At 60.5% G+C, this 21,243-nt stretch carries 20 protein-coding genes; 4 read left to right on the plus strand and 16 right to left on the minus strand.

The annotated features are described in order from the left end of the window. Positions 1–39: 39 nt before the first annotated feature. The 8 genes from pyk to WMO45_RS05050 are packed head-to-tail and all read right to left on the minus strand — an operon-like array spanning position 40 to position 8,669. Positions 40–1,470 carry a pyruvate kinase gene (gene pyk, locus WMO45_RS05015; RefSeq protein ID WP_349139474.1) on the minus strand — a complete coding sequence of 477 codons (1,431 nt, stop codon included), beginning with the start codon at positions 1,468–1,470 and terminating at the stop codon, positions 40–42. A gap of 60 nt (positions 1,471–1,530) precedes the next feature. After that, the gene (locus WMO45_RS05020; RefSeq protein ID WP_349139475.1) at positions 1,531–2,769 is read right to left on the minus strand and encodes an MFS transporter; all 1,239 of its coding nucleotides are present in this window, start codon (positions 2,767–2,769) and stop codon (positions 1,531–1,533) included. Positions 2,770–2,776: 7 nt separating this feature from the next. After that, on the minus strand, positions 2,777–3,976 hold the full coding sequence (locus WMO45_RS05025) for a DHHW family protein (protein WP_349139476.1): 1,200 nt from the start codon (positions 3,974–3,976) through the stop codon (positions 2,777–2,779). Between the two features lie 12 nt (positions 3,977–3,988). After that, the gene (locus tag WMO45_RS05030) at positions 3,989–5,395 is read right to left on the minus strand and encodes an MBOAT family O-acyltransferase (protein ID WP_349139477.1); all 1,407 of its coding nucleotides are present in this window, start codon (positions 5,393–5,395) and stop codon (positions 3,989–3,991) included. A 16-nt stretch (positions 5,396–5,411) separates the two neighbouring features. Beyond that, on the minus strand, positions 5,412–5,780 hold the full coding sequence (locus WMO45_RS05035; RefSeq protein ID WP_349139478.1) for a VOC family protein: 369 nt from the start codon (positions 5,778–5,780) through the stop codon (positions 5,412–5,414). A gap of 18 nt (positions 5,781–5,798) precedes the next feature. Then, positions 5,799–6,650 carry an L-serine ammonia-lyase, iron-sulfur-dependent, subunit alpha gene (sdaAA, locus tag WMO45_RS05040; RefSeq protein ID WP_349139479.1) on the minus strand — a complete coding sequence of 284 codons (852 nt, stop codon included), beginning with the start codon at positions 6,648–6,650 and terminating at the stop codon, positions 5,799–5,801. A 1-nt stretch (position 6,651) separates the two neighbouring features. Continuing rightward, positions 6,652–7,320, minus strand: coding sequence for an L-serine ammonia-lyase, iron-sulfur-dependent subunit beta (gene sdaAB, locus WMO45_RS05045; protein ID WP_349139480.1), 669 nt, complete (start codon positions 7,318–7,320; stop codon positions 6,652–6,654). Beyond that, entirely contained in the window at positions 7,317–8,669 is a 1,353-nt protein-coding gene (locus WMO45_RS05050; protein WP_349139634.1) for a chloride channel protein, read from the minus strand. Before WMO45_RS05050 ends, sdaAB begins: the two co-directional genes overlap by 4 nt. 173 nt (positions 8,670–8,842) lie before the next feature. Between WMO45_RS05050 and WMO45_RS05055 the strand changes: the two genes are divergently transcribed. Next, positions 8,843–10,180, plus strand: a complete 1,338-nt coding sequence (locus WMO45_RS05055; protein WP_349139481.1) for a hemolysin family protein — start codon at positions 8,843–8,845, stop codon at positions 10,178–10,180. Positions 10,181–10,230: 50 nt separating this feature from the next. Here the strand turns inward: WMO45_RS05055 and WMO45_RS05060 are convergent, their stop codons facing one another. From WMO45_RS05060 to thyA, 3 genes are read right to left on the minus strand one after another with little or no spacing between them, the layout of a single operon-like run. Beyond that, positions 10,231–10,791 carry an NUDIX hydrolase gene (locus WMO45_RS05060; RefSeq protein WP_349139482.1) on the minus strand — a complete coding sequence of 187 codons (561 nt, stop codon included), beginning with the start codon at positions 10,789–10,791 and terminating at the stop codon, positions 10,231–10,233. Further along, on the minus strand, positions 10,791–11,273 hold the full coding sequence (locus WMO45_RS05065) for a dihydrofolate reductase (protein ID WP_349139483.1): 483 nt from the start codon (positions 11,271–11,273) through the stop codon (positions 10,791–10,793). Before WMO45_RS05065 ends, WMO45_RS05060 begins: the two co-directional genes overlap by 1 nt. A 13-nt stretch (positions 11,274–11,286) precedes the next feature. Further along, positions 11,287–12,117, minus strand: coding sequence for a thymidylate synthase (thyA, locus tag WMO45_RS05070; protein ID WP_349139484.1), 831 nt, complete (start codon positions 12,115–12,117; stop codon positions 11,287–11,289). Positions 12,118–12,226: 109 nt separating this feature from the next. Here thyA and WMO45_RS05075 point away from each other — a divergent pair, with 109 nt between their 5' ends. Next, entirely contained in the window at positions 12,227–12,778 is a 552-nt protein-coding gene (locus WMO45_RS05075) for an FUSC family protein (protein WP_349139485.1), read from the plus strand. Here WMO45_RS05075 and mtaB read toward each other — a convergent pair. Beyond that, entirely contained in the window at positions 12,768–14,099 is a 1,332-nt protein-coding gene (gene mtaB, locus WMO45_RS05080) for a tRNA (N(6)-L-threonylcarbamoyladenosine(37)-C(2))-methylthiotransferase MtaB (RefSeq protein WP_349139486.1), read from the minus strand. The genes WMO45_RS05075 and mtaB overlap by 11 nt on opposite strands. Before the next feature lie 126 nt (positions 14,100–14,225). Between mtaB and WMO45_RS05085 the strand changes: the two genes are divergently transcribed. Continuing rightward, positions 14,226–14,471, plus strand: a complete 246-nt coding sequence (locus tag WMO45_RS05085; RefSeq protein ID WP_349139487.1) for an HPr family phosphocarrier protein — start codon at positions 14,226–14,228, stop codon at positions 14,469–14,471. A gap of 43 nt (positions 14,472–14,514) precedes the next feature. Here WMO45_RS05085 and WMO45_RS05090 read toward each other — a convergent pair whose 3' ends face one another. From WMO45_RS05090 to WMO45_RS05100, 3 genes are all read right to left on the minus strand, one after another. Beyond that, the gene (locus WMO45_RS05090) at positions 14,515–15,930 is read right to left on the minus strand and encodes a sodium-dependent transporter (RefSeq protein ID WP_349139488.1); all 1,416 of its coding nucleotides are present in this window, start codon (positions 15,928–15,930) and stop codon (positions 14,515–14,517) included. A 101-nt stretch (positions 15,931–16,031) separates the two neighbouring features. After that, entirely contained in the window at positions 16,032–16,304 is a 273-nt protein-coding gene (locus WMO45_RS05095; protein WP_349139489.1) for a DUF6514 family protein, read from the minus strand. 373 nt (positions 16,305–16,677) lie between these two features. Then, on the minus strand, positions 16,678–17,958 hold the full coding sequence (locus WMO45_RS05100; protein ID WP_349139490.1) for an L-cysteine desulfidase family protein: 1,281 nt from the start codon (positions 17,956–17,958) through the stop codon (positions 16,678–16,680). Between the two features lie 131 nt (positions 17,959–18,089). On the opposite strand from WMO45_RS05100, the gene WMO45_RS05105 reads away from it, so the two are divergent. Next, on the plus strand, positions 18,090–19,010 hold the full coding sequence (locus tag WMO45_RS05105; RefSeq protein ID WP_349139491.1) for a LysR family transcriptional regulator: 921 nt from the start codon (positions 18,090–18,092) through the stop codon (positions 19,008–19,010). A 64-nt stretch (positions 19,011–19,074) separates the two neighbouring features. Here WMO45_RS05105 and WMO45_RS05110 read toward each other — a convergent pair whose 3' ends face one another. Then, the gene (locus WMO45_RS05110; RefSeq protein WP_349139492.1) at positions 19,075–21,237 is read right to left on the minus strand and encodes an S-layer homology domain-containing protein; all 2,163 of its coding nucleotides are present in this window, start codon (positions 21,235–21,237) and stop codon (positions 19,075–19,077) included. Positions 21,238–21,243 lie beyond the last annotated feature (6 nt).

Below are 21,243 nucleotides of genomic sequence, written 5' to 3' on the forward strand. Positions count from 1 at the left end.
AGAGCCCCCTTACGGGGACTCTCCTTGAGCCGTTCTATGTTACAGGACCTCTTCCACGGTCTGGGCTTTGATGAGGTTGGTGGTACCAGACTTTCCGATGGGCACACCGGCAGTAATGACCACGGTATCCCCTGCCTTGATGGCGCCCTCCTTGCGGGCCACCTCCACAGCCAGGGAGAACATCCGGTCGGTGGAGTCCACCTGGCCGGACAGGTAGGGATACACGCCCCAGGAGATGGCCAGCTGACGGCGGGTAGACTCCGTCTGGCACAGCGCCACAATGGGGCAGGCGGGGCGGAAACGGGAGATGACCTTGGCGGTATAGCCGGACTTGGTGGCCGCCAGAATGGCAGTGGCATTCAGGTCCATAGCGGTCAAGCAGCAGGAGTGGGTGATGGCGTCGCTGACGGTGCTGGCGCTGGTCAGCAGGTTGCGCTCCCGGAAGCGGCCCCAGTAATTGATGGCATCCTCCGCGGCGGTAACGGTATCCACCATGGTCTCCAGCGCCTCGATGGGGTACTTGCCGGAGGCGGTCTCACCAGAGAGCATCACGCAGGAGGTGCCGTCAAACACAGCGTTGGCCACATCAGATACCTCGGCACGGGTGGGCCGGGGGTTGCGGATCATGGAATCCAGCATCTGAGTCGCGGTGATAACGGGCTTGCCCTGGCGGATGGTCGCCTTGATCATCTTTTTCTGGAGGACGGGCACCTCGTGGGCGGGGATCTCCACACCCAGGTCGCCGCGGGCCACCATGATGCCGTCAGAGGCAGCAATGATGGCGTCCAGGTTGTTCACGCCCTCACGGTTTTCGATCTTGGAGATGATGCGGATATCGTCCGCGCCATACTTATGCAGCTCCGCCCGGATGTCCTCTACGTCCTGGGCCTTGCGCACGAAGGAGGCCGCGATAAAGTCAAAGTCATTCTCGGCGGCAAACTTCAGGTCGGCCTTGTCCTTCTCAGTCAGAGAGGGCAGCAGGATGTTCACATCGGGGATATTGATGGACTTGTTGTTGGACAGAGGTCCGCCGTTCTCCACCACACAGTGGATATTGTGGCCCTCCACCTTCTCCACCAGCAGCTCAATCAGGCCATCGTCCACCAGAATACGGCAGCCGGGGCCCACTTCAGCATGCAGGTTCTGATAGGTGACGGACACCTGGGTCGCGTCGCCCACCACCTCATCGGTGCTCAGCATAAAAGACTGTCCCTTTTCCAGGGCCACAGGGCCGTTGGCAAAGGTCTTGATACGGATCTCAGGACCCTTTGTATCCAGAATGGTCGCCACAGGGGCGCCCAGCTCATCCCGCACCCGCTTGAGCATGGTCAGACGTGCCAGCTGCTCTTCGTGAGAGCCGTGGGAAAAGTTGAACCGGGCAGCATTCATGCCGGCCAGGATCAGTTTACGCATGGTCTCCTCATTGTCCACCGCGGGACCGAGGGTACAAATCACTTTTGTTTTTCTCATGTCGTACCTCCATAAGGTATCCGGTCTTATTTCAACCAATATGCATTTTAGCCGCAGATATCATACACCATTCCTGTCGATTTTGGAAGAGGTAACTTTCACGTATTTTTGCCTCAAAGCCAGCCCACACAGGACAATACCAACACACCCGCAGGCAATACAGCCCCACAGCATCCCGTCAGCGCCCCCTCGGTCCAGGGTTGCGCCCGCCAACAGACCGCCCAACATACCTCCCAGGCCATTGGAGGCCACCATCATGATGGTCTGGCCCCGTACCCGGTCGGCGGGCGGCACCGACTCGTTGACAAAGTACACCGACGCCGGCGTAAACAGTCCGTACCCCAGCATCTGCAGCGGCTGGGCCATCAGCACTCCCGCATAGTTCCAGCTCAGCAGCAGGGCTACTCCTTTCAGCGTACCAAATACCATGCTCAGCAGCAGCAGCTTCCCGCTGCCAAAGCGGCGCATCAGCTTTGGGAAGAAAAAGGCGGTAGGCAGTTCAAATCCGCCCATCAGAAACAGCGCCAGTCCCAGGTCGGCATCGGTACCCCCCCGGCTTGTGACGATGTTCACCAGGAAGTTGGACAGGGGCATGATGCCCGTCAGGCCAAAGAGCACTCCCAGCAGCATCAGGGTAAAGCGCCGGTTTCCACGTAGCAGAGCCAGTACGGAACGTGGCTGGTCTGTTGCCTCCTGCCTCTGCTGGGGCTGGGCGCGATAGGCCGGGTAGGTACATACCAGCAGGATCTCCACCGCCACCAGGACCACATGGGTGGCCAGGGTGCTCTCCAGCCCCAGCCACCGCACCTGCGCACCCAACAGCACGCACACCAGCGCATAAGCCAGCGAACCGATCCCCCGCCCCAGGCTGTAGCGGATGGGCATACCTGCGTTAATAAACTGGATCGCCATGGCGTCCATCAGCGGATAGCTGGATACCTCCAGGCCGCCGATCACGGCCCATACCAGAATGGTGCTCCACAGTCCCATGCCGCTGTCCAGCCAGAACCATACCCCTGCGGCCAGGGACAGCACCATGGACACGGCTACAATGCGCTTGAGAGGGATCTCCGGGTGGCGGTCGGCAAAGCCACCCAACAGAGGCTGACACACGATGCCCGCCAGGCAGCGCACCGCAGTCATCAGCCCCGCCTGGCCGTTGCTGAAGCCACGGTCCAGCAGCAGGGCGGTCTGGTAGGCCACAATGGCGGCAAACATGGCCCAGAAACCCACCTGCATGGCAATATAGTGGTAGTCCAGCCGCCGCAGGGACGGGGCCGGGCGATTGGCTCGGTTCAAGGTTTGATCACTCCGTTTTCTGATATTGGAACAACTCATCCAGGCCGATTCCGCCCACGTTGTACAGCGTAAGCACCAGATCGGGCTCCAGCTCAGCAATGCTTTCCAGCAGGTCCCCCTGGAAATAGCGCAGGTCGATGGTAGTCAGCTGGGAGCAGGACAGGGACAAGAAGGGGGTCAATGCGCAGGCAAAGGAATCCCGCAGCAGTACCACCCGGGGCCCATCGGGATTTTCGTGGTTGGTAATGGTGGCAAGAGGGTAGTCCCCCCCGGCGTAGTAGGTATAGGGGTTGCCGTTAAACCAGTCCCGCTCCTCCACCCGCTCGGGGAAGCAAACCGACTCGGCAAAGGGGCCGGTGCGGTCGATGGCGTAAAAGGGGCAGGTGTAACTCAGATCCGTGTTAAAGCGGGGGGTGTAGAGGGTAAAATCGTCCGCCCCGGCGTAGAGGGACCCCACCCGCTTGCCCTGGCTGCCCAGGAAAAAGTCCTCCAGCACGGTCGTTTCCCAGTTGTCCGGGTCGGTGAGGGACGGGTCGGTGGCAAGGAGGTCCACCTGCCCGGTCAGGTACTGCCAGGCAAAAAAGGCCGCCTCCGGCTTCCAGTGGTGGTCGGTACGGAAAAACCAGTCGGCGTAAGTCCCGTTCTCCTCAAACAGGGGCCGAAGGTCAGTGTACGGCGTTCCCTCCGCCTCCAGCGCGGCCAGAAAGGCGTCGGCGGTCTCATTGCCGTATTCCTGCACCCCCTCGGGCAGCAGATCCTGCCCCTGTTCGATCTTCTGAGGGGCCAGCACAAAACGATAGGGAATGCCCAGCTCTTCCAGCGCCCGGGCAAACTCTACCGTGGCGTCAGCGTGGGCGGTTATTGTCTCCTCACTGACCGGGCCAGCCTGAAGATCCACAAAATTGAGCGCCCCGGTGGATAACTTCACCACCGTGTTCGCGCTCACCGTGTCCTCCACCACCCGACGGCCGGTGAGCCGCTGCACCCCGCCGTAGAGCTGGATAAACAGATGGTGCCGGTCCAGATCCTGATTGGCGGCGCTCTCCGCGCCTTCCAAAACAGCGGCCGCATCCCGCTGCTCAAAGGAGGTCTTCAGCAGGTGTTTCAGATCCCCTTCTCCGCCGAACCAGGCCGTGGCCAGCAGCAAAAGTCCTGCCGCCACCGCGGCCAGGAAGACCACAGCCGTCATGGTATTGCGTCGGTTCATCCCTTCCCCTCCTTAGAAATTGAAGTAGATGAAGGGGTTGTAGGTCCCCTTGATGATGAAGCTGGCCGACACCAGAAAGACCGCCGCCGCCAGCACGGCATAGCCCGCGTCCAGCAGGACGGAATCCCGCCGGGCGGCCCACGCCCGCACCCGGAGGGCCACCGGGGCGGAAAACACCGCTGCCGCCAGCAGCACGGGCAGGTTCTCCCGCAGATAGAGGGTGCCCAGACCGTCCCAGAGGCCCTGTCCAAACCCGAACATGGCCCCCAGATAAGTTCCGGCTTCCGCCAGCCCGTCTGCCCGGAAGAGCACCCAGGCAAAATTGACCATCAGGAAGGTAAACAGCCACTTGGCTCCCACCGGCCAGCCCCGGCCCAGATGTCCGTACTTCTCCAGCACCAGCAGCACGAAATAGAACAGGCCCCAGGCCAGAAACGTCCAGTTGGCCCCATGCCAGATGCCGGTGAGCAGCCACACCACAAACAGGTTGCGGATGTGTTTCCACCGGGTATCCACCCGGCTGCCGCCCAGAGGGAAATAGACATAATCCCGGAACCAGGTGGACAGGGAGATGTGCCAGCGCCGCCAGAACTCAGTGATGGACGTGGAGATGTAGGGGTAGTTGAAGTTCTCCAGAAAGTGGAATCCAAACATCTTTCCCAGGCCAATGGCCATGTCGGAATAGCCGGAGAAGTCATAATAGATCTGGAATGTATAGCACAGCGAGCCCAGCCAGGCAAACCCAGCGGAGAGCTCCCCGCTCCCCAAGCCGAACGCCCGGTCGGCCACCACCGCCAGCTGATTGGCAATAAGCACCTTTTTCCCCAGTCCCACAATAAAGCGGGCACATCCGGCGGAGAAATCCGACCAGGTCTCTTGACGGCCGTCGATCTGCTGGGCCACCGTCTCATATTTGACGATGGGCCCGGCAATAAGCTGGGGAAAAAACGAGATGTACAGCCCCACCTTCAGCGGTGAGCGCTGGACCTGTCCCCGGTCCCGGTGGACGTCCAGCACATAGCTCAAGGCCTGAAAGGTAAAAAAGGAAATGCCGATGGGCAGCTCAATGCCCGGGATGACGAAAGCCGCCCCCAGGCCGTTGAGGATCCCCAGCACGAAAGTGAGATACTTGAATACGAACAGCAGCCCCAGATTCACCGCCAAGGCCGCCGCGATGGGCGCCCGGCAGGACCGCCCGGCCCGTTTGCGGACATCCACCCACAATCCAAAACCGTAGTTGGCCAGGATGGAGCCCATCATGACCAGTACGAACCAGGGCTCCCCCCAGGCGTAAAAAAACAGGGAGGCCAGCAGCAGAAACAGATTCTGTCCCTGCCGCCACCGGCGCAGAGGCAGGTAGTAGACCAGCAGCACCAGCGGCAGGAAGAGAAAGAGAAACACCGAACTGGAAAAGAGCATAGGGATCTCCTCTGACTCAGCTTCTTACCGGGACGATCTCGATCCAGTAGCCGTCCGGGTCTTCGATGAAGTAGATGCCCATCTCCGGATTCTCAAAGCAGACGCAGCCCATAGCCTTGTGCCGCTCCAGAAGCTCTTCATAGCGGTCGGTGAGGAAGGCCAGGTGATATTCCTGCTCCCCCAGGTCATAGGGCTCGGTGCGCTCCCGCAGCCAGGTCAGTTCCAGCCGGAAACCGGTCTCCCCATCGCCCAGGTACACCAGGCGGAAGGAGCCGTCCCCGGCCTGCTTTTCCTCCACCACTTCCAGCTCCAGTGCCTGGCGGTAAAAGGCCAGGGAGCGCTCCAGGTCCAGTACATTGAAATTAAAATGATTAAATTGCAGCATTGTCGATTCCTCCCGAATTCATGCCATTTGCTCCGCGATCCGCCGCCCGGTGGGGGTAGCTGCCAGGCCGCCACCGCCCGTCTCCCGCAGGGCAGCGGGCAGGCTGTCCCCCACGGCACGCATGGCGTCGATGACCTCATCGCAGGGAATGGCGCTCGTTATGCCGGACAGGGCCAGCTCAGCGCAGGACAGGGCGTTCACCGCCCCCATCACATTGCGGTTGACACAGGGCACCTCCACCAGTCCGGCCACCGGGTCACACACCAGTCCCAGGGTGTTGGACAGAGCGATGGCGCAGGCGTGGGCCATTTGTTCCCCGGAGCCGCCCATTACGTGGACCAGCGCCGCAGCCGCCATACCGGAGGCCGAGCCCACCTCGGCCTGACAGCCTCCCTCCGCCCCGGCAATGGAGGCACGGGTAGCGATGACCTGTCCGAATCCGGCGGCCACATAGAGTGCCTCCACCATGACCGTATCCGCAAGGCCGTCCCTGGCCTGAAGGGGCAGCAGCACCGCCGGCAGCACCCCGCTGGCCCCCGCTGTGGGCGCGGCCACGATGCGCCGCATGCAGGCGTTACACTCCCCTGTCTTGACCGCCGCTGCGATCACCGACCGCAAAAAGGGGCCGCACAGCCCCGGTCCTGCGCCCTCCAGCCGGGCGCCGGAGCCGCCGGTGAGGCCGCTGTGGGAGCGGGCCGCCGGATCATAGCCGGATACGGTGTCCTTCATAGCCTGCCACAGTCCGCTCATCTGACGCCAGGAGTGGTCCCGCTCCACGCCCCGGTCCCGGAGGTCGTCCTCCAGCACCGCCTGCCATACCGGCTGCTCCCGGGCTGCCAGCAGCAGCCCCTCTACCGATGAAAACGCCATGTCACTCCTCCTCTTCCATGCCCAGGTAGGTCACCCGGTCGATCCCGGGGCAGGCCCGCAGCTCTTCCACCGCTGCGGCCCAGATGGGCTGGTCGCTCTCGATGACCATCACCGCCAACCCGCCCCGTATATCCCGGTAGAGCTGCATCGTGGCAATGTTGACCCGCCGGCGGGAGAGCACCCCTGTGACCTCGGCCACCATGCCGGGCTGGTCCTGGTTTCGGATGATCAGGGTGGGCAGATCTCCGGTAAAGCGGGCCTCCAGCCCGTCGATGGAGCACACCTGTACCCGACCGCCTCCCAGCGAAGAGGCCACCACCTCCAGCCGCTTGCCTCCGGCGTCCTCTACCCGCAGCAGCACGGTGTTAGGGTGGGCTCCCCGCAAAACGGTCTTGCCCAGGGTCAGTTCCAGCCCCGCCTGGCTGGCCAGCTCAAAGGAGCGGGGCAGCCGGGCGTCGTCGGGCCGCATACCCAGCAGTCCCGCCACCAGCGCCCGGTCGGTGCCGTGGCCCGCCCCGGTGGCGGCAAAGGAGCCGTGGAGCAGCAGTTCCGCCCGCACAGGCTGACTTCCCAGCAGCCGCCGGGTGATCCGGCCGATCCGTGCTGCCCCGGCGGTGTGGGAGGATGACGGTCCAACCATGATGGGGCCCATAATATCAAAGATGTTCATGTTCGATCTGCATTCCTCTCATCTCTGCCAGATTCTCTTCTGGCTTCATTGGCTTTCTGGTCGATGTACTCCGCCCGGAACTTGCTGTACACAATCTTCTGTTCGCTGTAAAGGCCGTAGTAACCCGAGAGCATATAGGATACCGCGATACACACAGCAAACAGGCACAGGCTCTGGCCGGTGAACATTCCATAACTGTCTCCGGCAAAGAGCTCCAGGGCCAGCAGCAGGGAGGTCAGCGGACAGTTGGTAACCCCGCAGAACACGCTGACCATCCCCAGTCCCGCCCCGAAAGAGGGGTGCAGTCCCAGCAGCGGAGCCACTGTACAGCCAAAGGTGGAGCCGGTAAAGAACACGGGGACGATCTCGCCCCCTTTAAAGCCGGCCCCCAGGGTGATGGTGGTAAAGAGCATTTTCAGCAAAAAGGCTTCCGGACGGGCCTGGCCTTCCACGGCGGCGTGGATGACCGCCTCGCCCGCACCGTTGTAGTCATAGCTGCCCGGGGCCCATAGCCAAACCAAAAAGGTCAGCGCCACCACCAGCGCGCCGCCCACTGCGGCCCGGATGACCGGCCGGGGCAAAAAGCGCTCGTACAGCTTGGGCGCAGCGTGCATCATCCTGCAGAAGAGGATGGACAGCAAGGCAAAGAGCACCCCCATGCCGATAACCTGCACCAGGGTGAGTACATTCAGATTGGGCACTCCCTGAAGGGAGAAGGCCGTGGCTGGCACTCCCAGGGACTTGGCCACCCACAGCCCCACGATGGAGGAAAGAACACAGGGTACGATGGCGGCGTAATAGAGCACACCTACGCTGGTAACTTCCATGGAAAACATGGCGGCCGTGAGCGGCGTACCGAACAGAGCGGAAAAGGCGGCCGACATACCGCACATGGTAATGATGCGCCGGTCTTTGTCGTCCAGGTGCATCCACCGCCCCAGCTTGGAGGAAATGGAGCCGCCGATCTGCAGAATGGCCCCCTCCCGGCCGGAAGAGCCCCCCACCAGGTGGGTAATGATGGTGGAGAGGAACACCAGCGGCGCCGTGCGCAGGCGCAGGGGCTGGTCCTCCCGCACAGCCACCAGTACAAAGTTGGTGCCCCGGTCCTTCTCCATGCCGCAAACCCGGTAAAGCAGCACGATGGCCGCCCCGCCCGCCGGCAGCAGCCAGAGCAGCCACGGGTGGGCCTGACGCAGATCGGTGACGGCGGAGAAGGCGTAGTAAAACCCGGTGCTCACTCCGCCGCACAGCACCCCGCTGATCCCGGCAAAGATCAGCCACTTGATAAAGGTCCCCGGCTGCTCCAGCCAGTGCCGCAGGGTGTCCCGGTCCTTCAGCACCCCATTCATCCGCTCCACACCTTCCTGTGTCGTATTTCCGCGCAGACAGTGTTATTATAACACGCCCGGCGGGCAGGGGAAACTTTTTTCCATGTACTTCTGGATTTTTTCCCCGTATATGATATACTAAAGTATCATGCGTGCCCTCCGGCGCGCACCTATGTTGTTAAGGAGGAATTACTTTGCAACCCCCATTATGGCCTCAGCTTCTGTTTCAGGTCATACTCATTGCACTCAACGCCTGCTTTACCTCTGCCGAGGTGGCGGTATTGTCCCTGAACGAATCCCTTCTGCGCCGCCAGGCTGAGGAGGGAGATAAGACGGCCGGACGCCTGCTGCGTATCGTGGAAGCCCCTACCCGGCCGCTCTTTGCCCTTCAGATCGGCACCACGCTGGCCGCTCTTCTGGGTGCGGCCTTTGCCGCAGACCGCTTTGCCGGACGCATCACCAGCTGGTGGCTGGCATACCATCCCTTGGATCCCACCGGGCAGACACTGCTGCACATCCTGGCCGTGGTCCTTGTCACCCTGGTACTCTCTTGTCTTACGCTGGTCTTCGGGCACCTAGTTCCCAAGCGGGCAGCCGCCCAGAAAGCGGAAACGGTAGCCCGGCATACCTATGGCGTCATCCGTGTGCTCTCTGTGATCATGTTTCCCCTCATTGCACTGCTCACTCTTTGCACCAATCTGGTTCTGCGTCTGGTACATATCGATCCCAGCCGGGAGGAGGATGCCGTCTCGGAAGAAGGCATCCGCATGATGGTGGACATCGGCGAGGAAAAAGGCGCCATCCAGGCCGGGGAAAAAGAAATGATCGATAATATTTTCGAGTTCGACAACATGACTGCGGCCGACGTGATGGTCCATCGCACCGACATGGTCATGGTATGGGTGGATGACACCGCCCAGGAGATCGAAGCGACCATCGAGTCCTCCGGCCTGTCCCGTTTTCCTGTCTATGAGGAGGACGCCGACGATATCATCGGCATCCTGTACACCCGTGACTGGCTGTTGAACGCCAGAAAGGACCATCCCCGTCCGGTACGGGAACTGCTGCGTCCGGCCCATTTTGTGCCGGAATCCGTGCGTACCGACAAGCTCTTCCGGGATATGCAGAGCCGGAAAGTCCATCTGTGCATTGTGGTGGACGAGTACGGCGGCACCGCCGGGCTTGTAACCATGGAGGATCTGCTGGAAGAGATCGTGGGCAACATCTATGACGAATTCGATCCCCAGGAGGACCAGGAGATCGTTCCTCTGGGCGAGAATCGCTGGCGCATCGCCGGTTCGGCCGACTTGGACGACGTGGCCGAGGCGCTGGAAATGGAGTTCCCCGAGGAAGAGGAAGCCGAGACACTGGGTGGGCTCGTCTTTGCCCAGCTGTCCGTCATCCCCGAGGACGGCAGTCACCCCGAGGTGGAGCTCTATGGGCTGCATATCCGGGTGGAAGAACTCAGCGACCGCCGGGTGGAGTGGGCTACCGTGACCAAGCTGCCCACTGCCCCACCGGAGAGCGAATAAGAAGCCGACAGGGGCCGCGCACCATGTGCGCGGCCCCTGTTTTTAGTTTGTCACAGCAGCGCCCGGGCCCGCTCCAGCAATTTGGTGTACACTCCGTCCATCTGCCACTCACAGGTGAGTTCCAGCAGCCGGTCCGCCGGCAGCCAGCCCACCCGGGTATTCTCCCCCTCCCGCACGCGGAGGGGATCGGTGTCATCAGCCGTCAGCAGATAGCTGACGTTCAGGTGCTGGTGGGCGCACACCCACTTTCCCCGCTTCACGTGGCCCCACACCGGCAGGATATCCAGGGAGGCAATGGCGGTACTCAACGGGCGGATGTGGGCTACGCCCGTCTCCTCCCGGGCCTCCCGCAGCGCCACCGAGAGCAGGTCGGCTTCGCCGTCGGCATGGCCGCCGGTCCAGGCCCACACCTTGTAAATATTGTGGTGGGCCATCAGCACCCTGGAACCGTCCTGGTTCACCACAAAGCCGGAGCTGGTAAGGTGGGCGATCTGGTTCTCCCGGGTAAGAATATTGTCCGGAAACCGCCGCAGGTAGTCCAGCATCATAGCCTGGTCGGCTGCCTCCTGCTCGCTCCGGGGCACATAGGCGGCAATTTCTTCCCGGTACATTATTCCTTCACCCTCTCATAGGTCACGTAGCGAAAGCGCAGCCCTTCGTGCTCCAGCGGCGCCTCCTCCTCCACGATACGCCAGGCGGGGTCGGCATCCAGGTCCGGAAAATAGACATCGGCAGGCCAGGCGTGGTCGATCTTGGTGATGTACGCCCTGTCGCACCAGGGCAGCAGCGCCTGGTACACGCTGGCCCCGCCGATAACGAAAGCGTCCGCCGGGGCGGCGGCGCGGAGACTGTCCAGATCATGGAACACCTCTGCCCCCTCCGAAGCAAAGGAGCGATCGCGGGACAGGATCAGGTTCCGCCGGTTCTTCAGGGGCCGGCCGCCGGGGAATGTGGACAAGGTCTTGCGCCCCAGGAGAACGGCATGGCCGGAGGTGAGGGCCTGAAACCGCTTCAGATCGGCGGGGATATAACACAGCTGATCCCCGTCCTTGCCAATGGCCCAGTTTTGGTCCACCGCTGCGATGACATTCATAACATTGCCTCCTTTATACCGCCACCGGGATGGGCTGGTCCAGGGTGTGGAACTGATAACCCTCCAGCTTTAGGCTGTCCTTGGTGAAGGCATAGAAATCGGTGACAGACGGGTCGATCCACAGCTTGGGTGCCTCGTAGGGCGTCCGGGCGATGAGCTCCTCCACCACCGGCACATGGCGGTCGTAGATATGGGCATCGGCAATAACGTGGACCAGCTCCCCCGCCTCCAGTCCGGAGACCTGGGCCAACATGTAAACCAGGGCAGCGTACTGCATCACGTTCCATCCGTTAGCGGTGAGCATATCCTGAGAGCGCTGGTTGAGGATCGCGTTGAGCGTCTTTCCGCTGACGTTGAAGGTCATGGAGTAGGCGCAGGGATAGAGGGCCATCTCGTGCAGGTCGTGGTGGTTGTAGAGATTGGTCAGGATGCGCCGGGAAGCCGGGTTGTGCTTCAGATCGTAGAGCACCCGGTCCACCTGGTCGAACTCCCCCTCAGGGTAGATGTGTTTCACCCCCAACTGATAGCCGTAGGCCTTGCCGATGGAGCCATTTTCATCGGCCCAGGCATCCCAGATATGGGAGCTCAGGTCGTGGATGTTGTTGGACTTCTTCTGCCAGATCCATAAAAGTTCGTCCAGCGCGCTTTTGAAGGCCATCTTTCGGATGGTCTGCACCGGAAATTCCTCCCGCAGATCGTAGCGGTTGATGATACCAAATTTTTTTACCGTGTGGGCTGGGGTCCCGTCGTCCCACCGTGGACGCACTTGCTGGTCGGTGTCCCACACTCCGTTGGCCAGAATATCCTTGCAGTTCTGTATAAACAATTCGTCGGCGCGGCTCATGTCAGTCCTCCTGTTTTTTGATTGCGCCATTTCGATTTTAAACTGGAAATGGCAGGAATTTTGTGCTATCTTATATTTATCTGTATTGACGCCCAGGAGCGTGATGATCGTGAAAGAATCCGCCCAGAAGCCCGTAATCCATATCGGACTGCGCAACCTCAAGACCGCCCTTTCCGCCTCCCTCTGCGCCCTGATCTATTATTTTCTGAATCGGAATCCCGCCTTCGCCTGCATCGGCGCCATTTTCGGCATGGGGGCCAATCTGGACCACTCCAAGCTCCACGGCGGCAACCGTCTGTTCGGCACCATCATCGGCGGTTTTCTGGGTATTATCCTCTACCGCATTTACCTGATCTTCTATCCGGAGGGGGACAACCACCTGCTGTTGGTACCCCTTCTGTTCGTGGGCGTGGTCATTCTCATTATTCTGGCCCAGGTCTTCTGGGTGGGAGCGGTCCAGCCCGGCGGCGTGGTGCTCTGCCTGCTGCTGTTTTCCATCGGTCCCGATGACTACATCTCTTACTCCCTCAACCGCATGCTGGACACCGGTGTGGGCGTGGTCATGTCCCTGTTTATCAACTGGCTGCTCCCCCGGGAGCGGCTGGACGCCTGGCAGGAGGCGTTCAAAGCCAAATTCCGGTCGAAAGATCTTACCGATTGAGGTTTCCCAACAGGCCTTCGCCATGAAGGCCTGTTATTTTTACATTGCAGATTACATTATGTAATCCATCGCCGGAGGCAAACACCTCAGTGTAATTGGGGGCGTGCCCCCGCCACAGGCCATCCTTTTCCTCCTCAAACAGCACCGGCAGGGTCTCCCCGATCCAGCTTTCCAGCCAGGAACGATGCATGTCGCGGGCCACGGCTCCCGCCCGGTGGGCCCGCTCCTCCTTCACCGCGTTGGGCACCTGCCCGGGCATGGCGGCGGCAGGGGTGCCGGAACGGCGGGAGTAGGGGAAGATGTGCATGGCGGAGAAGGCGCACTTCTGGATGAACTCCAGCGTCTGAGAAAACTCCTCCTCGGTCTCCCCTGGGAAGCCTACAATGAGATCGGTGGTGATCCCGGGGCGGTCAAAGTATTCTCTCAGTAATCGGACGCTCTCATAATACCGTTCGGTATCATATTTCCGGTTCATCCGCTGCAAAACGCTGTCGCAGCCCGACTGCATGGACAGGTGGAAGTGGGAACACAGGTTGGGCAGGGCCGTCCCCCGGCGGCAGAACTCCTCGGTGATGGTACGGGGCTCCAGAGAGCCCAGCCGCACCCGGCAGCCGGGAGCGGCCAGACACACCGCCTCGATCAGATCCATCAGCCCCGGCTTGCCCTCCAGGTCCCGGCCCCAGGAGGAGATCTCAATGCCGGTAAGCACCAGTTCCTTGTAGCCCTCCGCCGCCAGCCGGGCGGCCTCAGCGGCGGCCTGGTCCAGAGGCAGGGAGCGGATGGGCCCCCGGGCATAGGGAATGATACAGTAAGTGCAGAAGTTGACGCAGCCGTCCTCCACCTTCAGCATGGCCCGGGTGCGGCCCTCCAGCCCGCCGGCGGGCAGGTGCTCATAGCTTCTGCGGCGGAGTGCGTCGTCCACCTCCACCACCTGGCCGCCATCCGGGCTCAGGGCCTCCAGCCGGTCCAGAAAACCCATCCGGTCGGCGGTGCCCATAATCAGATCGACCTCCAGCTGTTCCACCGCCTCTGGGTCAGTCTGGGCATAGCAGCCGCATACCGCCACGATGGCGTGGGGAGAGCGCTTGCGGGCCTGCCGGATCATCTGGCGGGATTTCTTGTCGCTCACCGCTGTGACGGTGCAGGTATTGATGATATAGGCCTCCGCCTCCCCGTCAAAAGGCACCAGAGTGTGCCCCCGGCGGATAAGTTCGGCCCCCATGGCCTGGGTCTCATATTGGTTGACCTTGCAGCCCAAGGTATAAATAGCAACTCGCATGGCTGTCCCTCTTGCATCGCCGCCGCGGTTTGTGGAAATCATAGATTTCCTCCCGGTCGGGCGGTATTATCGTTGAATTTTTTCCCCACACGTGTCTATAATGGGGACAGGCTCTATTATACGGCAAGGACACCGTCCTTGTACAGAATGATTTCAGGAGGGACGCTCATGTCTGCGTTTCTGGTATCCCTGTCCTCCATTGAGGATGTCCGCCGCTTCGTAAACGCGGCCACCCGCTGCACCTGTGAGGTGGATGTGCTCTCCGGCCGGTATGTCGTAGATGCAAAATCCATTATGGGTCTGTTTTCTCTGGATCTGTCCCAGCCTGTAGAGGTCAAGGTCCACGGCTCTGAAGAGGAACGAGCCGCGTTTGAGCGGGAGATCGAGTCGCTCAGTTTAACCCACAATGCATAAAAAAAGCCGCCGGATCATCCGGCGGCTTTTTGCTTTTTCATGCTCAGCCCATTCCAAACAGGGGCATCAGCACCGCTTTAAACTTATCCCAATAGCCCACGGCAAAAATGATCAGCACGATGATGGGCAGGATATAGGTAAAATAGGTCCGGAACAGGGCGGGGAAGCGGATGCCCTTTCCCTGATCGGCCTCCTGCAGGAAATTCTCATAACCCCAGGCCCGCTTGCTGGATACACAGCAGAACAGCAGGTAGATCACCGAACCAATGGGCAGCAAATTGTTGCTGACCAGGAAGTCCTCAAAATCCATGATTCCCATCCCCAGCAGCTTTACACCGGACCAGAGGTTATTACCCAGCAGGCAAGGCAGGCTCAACAGGAAGATGAGCACCAGGTTGGCCAGCACGGCCTTCCCGCGGGAGATTCCCCACTTATCCATCCAGCAGGCCAGGATGTTTTCAAATACCGCCGTGACGGTGGACAAAGCGGCGAAGAACAAAAACAGGAAAAACAGCGCGCCCCACAGTCGTCCGCCGGGCATGGCGTTGAATACATTGGGCAGGGTCACAAAAATCAGAGTGGGACCCGCGTCGGGGTTGACACCAAAGGCGAACGCGGAGGGAAAAATAATCAGACCTGCCACAAACGCCACGCAGGTATCCAGGATGCCCACACTGATGGCCTCACCAAACAGACGCCGTTCCTTACCAATGTAGCTGCCAAAAATAGCCATAGCGCCGATACCCAGGCTCAGGGTAAAGAAAGCCTGTCCCATGGCGGCATATACCGCCTCGCCCAGACGGAACTGCCCGTCAGGTCCATACATCAGGTTCTGGAAATTGGGTACCAGATAGAACTTCAGTCCCTCTACGGCGCCGGGCAGCGTCACGGCCCGAATGGCCAGTACCACCAGCAGCGCCAGCAGGCAAAGCATCATGGCTTTATTGACCTTCTCTACCCCGTTCTTCAGCCCCCGGCTGCACACCAGCATACCCAGCACCACCACGATGCCCATAAACAGCACCTGGATGCCCACATTGGCCTGCACAGCGCTGAAGGCCTCGCCCACACCGGCAGTATCCAGGCCTCGGAAGCTGCCCATTCCCATTTTAAAGAAATAGAGCATCAGCCAGCCGGCAATGGTGGTATAAAACATCATCAGCAGGTAGTTGCCCGCCATACCAAACCAGCCGTACCAGTGCCACTTGGTGCCCTTGGGCTCCAGCTGCTGAAAGGATACAATGATACTCTTGCGGCTGGCCCGGCCGACCGCAAACTCCATCGCCATGATGGGCAGCCCCATAATGACCAGGAACACCAGATAAATCAGTACAAAGGCCGCTCCGCCATATTGTCCTACAATATAAGGGAACCGCCACACATTGCCCAGTCCAATGGCGCATCCGGCCGAGATCAAAACAAACCCCAGCCGTGACGCAAAGGTCTCTCTCTCTTTCACAACAGTCTCTTCCTCCTTCACACGATCCTGCCACACACAGCAGTCATGTCTGCTATCATAGCCGATTTTGGAGAAACTGTCAATAAAAGTCCACGGACGGCTTACAGCCAGTCTTCTACCACATCCCGCAGCGTGACCGGAGATACCGCATTACGCCGGAGCAATTCCACCAGCTCATCGATCCGTTCCACCCGAACCGTCAGGTTGCGCACCTCGGCTGATTCGCCGTCCTCCCGCACCACCCGCACTCCGTAGCTCTCGCAAAACAGACCGCCGGATACCTCCATCTCGTCCACCAGAATGATGTACTCAAAACAGTGTTCTGTGCCGTCCTCTCCCACTTCTTTGCAGGAGTCCGCCAACATTTCCCTCATCTTGTGTCCTCCTCTCGTTTCTCCTATCACCGCTCCCATTATATTGTATTTTCCAGCATTTGTAAAGTTTCGCCTTTCGCAGGATACGACACCATTCGCCACCCTTCGTCCTGTTTCCCGTCTCCGCCACCCGGTTCCAGGGCATATTGCAGCGAATCCTGACATGTTCTGTCGAATGGTTTTTGAAATCGCTCTTTTTCATGTATTTTTCCACTTTTTCATCCCTATTTGTGGATAACTTTTTCCACAAAAAACAGCAAGGGGACCAGGTATGCCGGCTCCGGCACTCCTGGTCCCCCTGCCCCCTATTCACCAGTAGACGGTCCCTTCTCCTCCTGCCACTCCAGGACAGCTCCCGCCATATCCCAGCGGGTCAGTCCCCCAGCATCAGATGGATGATCTCCTCGTTGGTCGACCGCATACCGTATTTTCCAATGATCCCTACACCGCGGACGGTCTCTTCGATGTTGCGCATGACGATACCGTCCCCATTGTAAAACTGCTGGCCTCGCCGGTATAGATCCAGTCCCAGCAGCGCCCCATCGATGGCTGCGGCAATTTTGGCCGCGCAGGAAGGCTTGGCTCCATCACACAGGATGCCAGAGACCACCGCCAGGGCGTTGACCACCGTATGCTTGACCACATCAAAGCTATCCTCAGTCAAATAGGCAATGCCCGCCCCGGCGGCCGCTCCCGCGCTCACCGCTCCGCAGTAGGCTGACAAGGTCCCGATGCCCGTTTTCAGATGAATGGCCGTCAGGTTGGACAGGGCCAGGGCCCGGTAGAGCTTGTCCCGCGGCACGTTTCGCTCCTCGGCATATTCGATGACCGGCACCGAGCAGGTGATCCCCTGATTGCCGCTGCCGGAATTGATCACAACCGGCAGCTCACAGCCGCTCATTCGGGCATCGGAGGCCGCTGCGGCCCGTGCTTTGGCCCGATTTTTCACGTCACTGCCATAGGCGTCCAGCAGTACCTTGCCCACATTGGCGCCGTAGTCGCCCCGCAGGCCCTCATCGGCAATGGCAGTATTGTAAGCAATCTGCCGGTCCAGAATCGTCTGTACGTCCTTGGTATCCATGGTGGTAATGAAGTCGTAGATATCCTCCATGTTGAGCAGGGAGTGGTCCGTGGCCGCCCCTTGTTCCTCTGTTTCACCGTTCTGCTGCTCCAGCAGTACCTGGCCGTTTTTCTCGATGCCTACCAGATTGGTGTGGTGGTCCAGAATATGCACCCGGACAGAGTCCTCCCCTCGGTAGAGGGTCACCAGCAGCTCAAACGCATGGTCCGTGTCCAGCATCTCCAGCTCAAACTCGGTCTGCTCCAGAAAGGTACGCATCTGCTCCTGCTGCTCCGGAGTGACTTGGGAGATAACCTCCAGCTTTCGCTCCGCCACACCGGCCACAATGCCTGCGGCAGCGGCGGCTGGCATGCCCTTCAGGTGTCCCGTGTTGGGTACGATGACGCTCTTAACGTTTTTGATAAAGCTGGAGCTGGCCTGAATGCGCACCCGCTCCGGCAGTGCCCCCAGCACATCCCGGGCCGTAGCCGCGGCATAGGCCAGAGCAATGGGCTCGGTGCAGCCCATTGCGGGGATCAGTTCTTCCTGCAGAATGTCTACATATGCCTGATAGCGTTTATCCGAGCGTTCCATTGCGTTCTCCTCCTGACGCGGGCCGCCCGATCCGGACCGCCCTTGCATTCTTACGCCGGGAAGTATATACTATCTGTATCATTTTGTGAAGTTGAATTATTTTAATAAATGATTTAGGATTTTTAAACGTTATGGACGACTATCTGGATCTGAAAAAGCTTCACTCTTTTGTCACCATTGCCGAGACCGGCAGTTTCGCCCGTGCTGCGGAGCTGCTGAGCTATTCCCCCGCTGCCATTACCGTCCAGATCCAGCAGCTGGAGCGAGATCTGGGCACCTGCCTGTTTGACCGGATCGGCAAAAAGGTGTTTCTCACCAACGACGGGCGCAGGCTCTATACTTACGGCCAGAAGCTGCTCCGCCTCAGCGAAGAGGCATCGGACGCCCTGGCCCCAGACGCTCCTCTTCCCGGCGGCCGGCTGCGCATCGGCACCATCAGCTCGCTGTGCGGCAGCCTCCTCCCGCCCCTGCTCCACCGTTTCCACCGCCGCTATCCCGGAGTGTGTATTTCGGTAGCCAGCGACACCCCCGCCAACCTCTATGAACGGCTGGCCTACAATGATCTGGATTTTGTCATCGTGCTGGATGAGCCAGTCTGCCGGGCAGAGTTTGCTCCCGTTCTCCGCCTGCCCATGCAGGTGGAGTTCTGCGCCGCCCCCGGGCATCCGCTGCACACCGGGCGCGCTGTCTCTCTGGATGCGCTGCTGGCCTGTCCGTGCATTCTCACTGAGAAGGATGCCAGCTATCGCCGGACCTTGGAACGGGCCCTGGCCGAGCGCAGGCGGTACATTGCCCCCATTCTGGAGTCAGACGACACCGGATTGATCATTCAGCTGCTCACCCAGGGGATGGGCTATTCGGTGCTGCCCCGGTTTCTCATCCGGGACGCCCTGGCCAGCGGCGCGCTGGTTACCCTGCCTGTGCCTGAGCTGTCGCTGCAGATCCAGCTGCAGATGTTCTATCACACGGGAAAGTATGTGGACCGGGAAATGCGCCTTTTTTTGTCCGCAGCGGCCCGGCATCTGTCCCGGCTCTGCCGGCCCGGCCCGTGATGCAGCCGAAAAAAGCCCGGCCCCGCCATATGGCGGGGCCGGGCTTTTTGATTCGTGACAGTACTCAGCGCTCCATCAGCCGGCAGAGCATGGCTGCGGCCTCGCCCCGGGTGGCGCTCCGCGTCCCGGCGTAGGGACCGCTCACCAGTCCCAGGCCCTGGGCCAGGGCGGCATAACCCAGTCCATCGGCGGGGATGGAATCCCGGTCCGGATAGGCACAGGTAAAGATCCCTTCCAGCTGGGCCACGGAGCCGTAGCCCGCACCATCCAGCAGGTACTGCACCAGCTGGCTCCGGGTAAGCACAGCCGTGTCGTTGCGCTCTTCCCTGGTAAGAACCCCCATGCTATAGGCGGCAGAATAGGCTGCGTTCCGGATCTCCTCGTCCGCTTCATCGGGGTTCAGCGGGGTGCTCTGCAGGCTGTAAAGCAGACACACCAGCTCCCACTGGGTGAGGGGTTTGTCCGGCTGAAAGCTTCCGCCTCCATAGCCCACACCGTACTGAGCCAGCCGCTGGGCGTAGCTCTGGGCCCAGTGCCCTTCCAGATCGCTGTAGGTCAGTCCCTCCGGCTCCTCCTGCCAGGCATAGGACACGGGCTCACCGGTTTTGGCGTCAATGCCCCGGTAAAGTGTCTCACGTTCCAGGGTGTAGCCCAGCTTCAGATTGTAATAGGAGGTATACCCCATCTGCTCCAGGCGCTGCTCCACTGGGTCAGAGCCGTCCAGGGGCTGGGGCACCAGGAGGTAACCCAGGGTTACCTCATAGGTATCCATCCAGGCCTGCAGAGCTTCCGAGTCAGAGAGCACGCCTTCGGGGGAGTCAAAGGACACCGATGGGTCATACTGATAGGACAGGCTGCACACCGAGCCGTCCTTGGCATCGATGCCCACGGTGTAATACTGCTCAGGGAAGAAATAGCCGTTCTCCTGCCGGGCAAACTGGAAGACGTAGCTGGGGCCGTCCTCACTGTCGTCCAGAGGCTCGACCGTCTGCCCTGAGGTCTCATAGAGCGCCAAATGACTCCATTGGCCCCCATAATAGCTCTGCAGGAAGGACTCCGCCCGGCTCTGGGCCTGGGCAGAGGTAAGGGCGGCTTTGTCCCCCTCCTCCCAGGGCAAATAGGAGTAGATCCCCTGCACCTCACCGGTGCGGGCATCCACGGTAAAGGTGCGGGTGGATACCCTGTCCCCTGCGGAATAACTGTACTGCAGCAAACAGGTCACCGGAACCTGGCCGTCTTCCTCTTCCTCTCCCACAGAGAAGGTAGAGCGGACCAGCTCATAGTTCTTCAGGCCGTATTCCGGCACGGCCCGCAGCCCCTCGTCCAGCGTCTGGGAGGAGCGTACCCCCTCCATCTGCTGGATGCCGGCCTGTTCCGCCTCGGACAGGCCGCTCTCCGGGGCGGCAGCATCCCCAGCAGCGCTGTTTTCACCGCCGAACAGGTACATATCCTGCTGCAGCTCGGTCAGATCCACCAGCTTCCCTGTCTTGGCATCCACGTAGAAGTTGTGGACTGGATTGGGCAGGTAGCAGAGCACGGCGGTATCTGCTCCCTCCGGCAGAATGTACTCCAGGCGCATGGACAGGGTGGACTGGAGCTGCTCCGCCGCCTGTTTTTGGCTGACATCCGCGTTAGACGCAGGGATGTCACCCAAAAAGGAGGTCTCGGGCACATCCCGCCAGAACCGGGTCACCACATTGTCCTCGGCCCGCACGGTGATAGAATAGCTCAAGGGCGAAGGCAGCCCATGGATCAGAATCGTGCCGGAGAAACGATAGCTAGTGCCGTTGAGGCTGTCCAGTCCACTGGGCGCCTCCAGAACCACCGATTCCACGGTCGGGTCCAGCACCCGCTCCAGAAATGCCTGCGCAGCTGCCTTGGCCTGCTCCGGGTCTCCCTGGGGAAAGGCCGGCATACTCTGCCCCGGAGCGGTCACCGCCTGGTCGGCATCCAGACTATAGTCCACAATGGTTCCATCCTCCAGGGCACTCACCGAGAGAGAACTGTCTTCCCCATCCCAGTAGAGATACCAGACAGTAGCCAGCTCCTGCTCGGCGTAATCTCCCCGGAAGGAGGAGTAGTCCTCCGTGTCCAGCTCCAGGGTCTGCTTGACTGACTGGGTCAGTCGGGTCAGAGTGGTGTCGGCAGCATCTGCCGCCGAGGCCGCCGGCAGAGCGGTGCTGGTAAGCAGTGCTGCGCTGAGAAGCAGGGAAAAAAGCCGTTTCATTTCCAT

The organism is Flavonifractor hominis, from assembly GCF_040095835.1.
GTDB classification, from domain to species: Bacteria; Bacillota; Clostridia; order Oscillospirales; family Oscillospiraceae; genus Flavonifractor; species Flavonifractor hominis.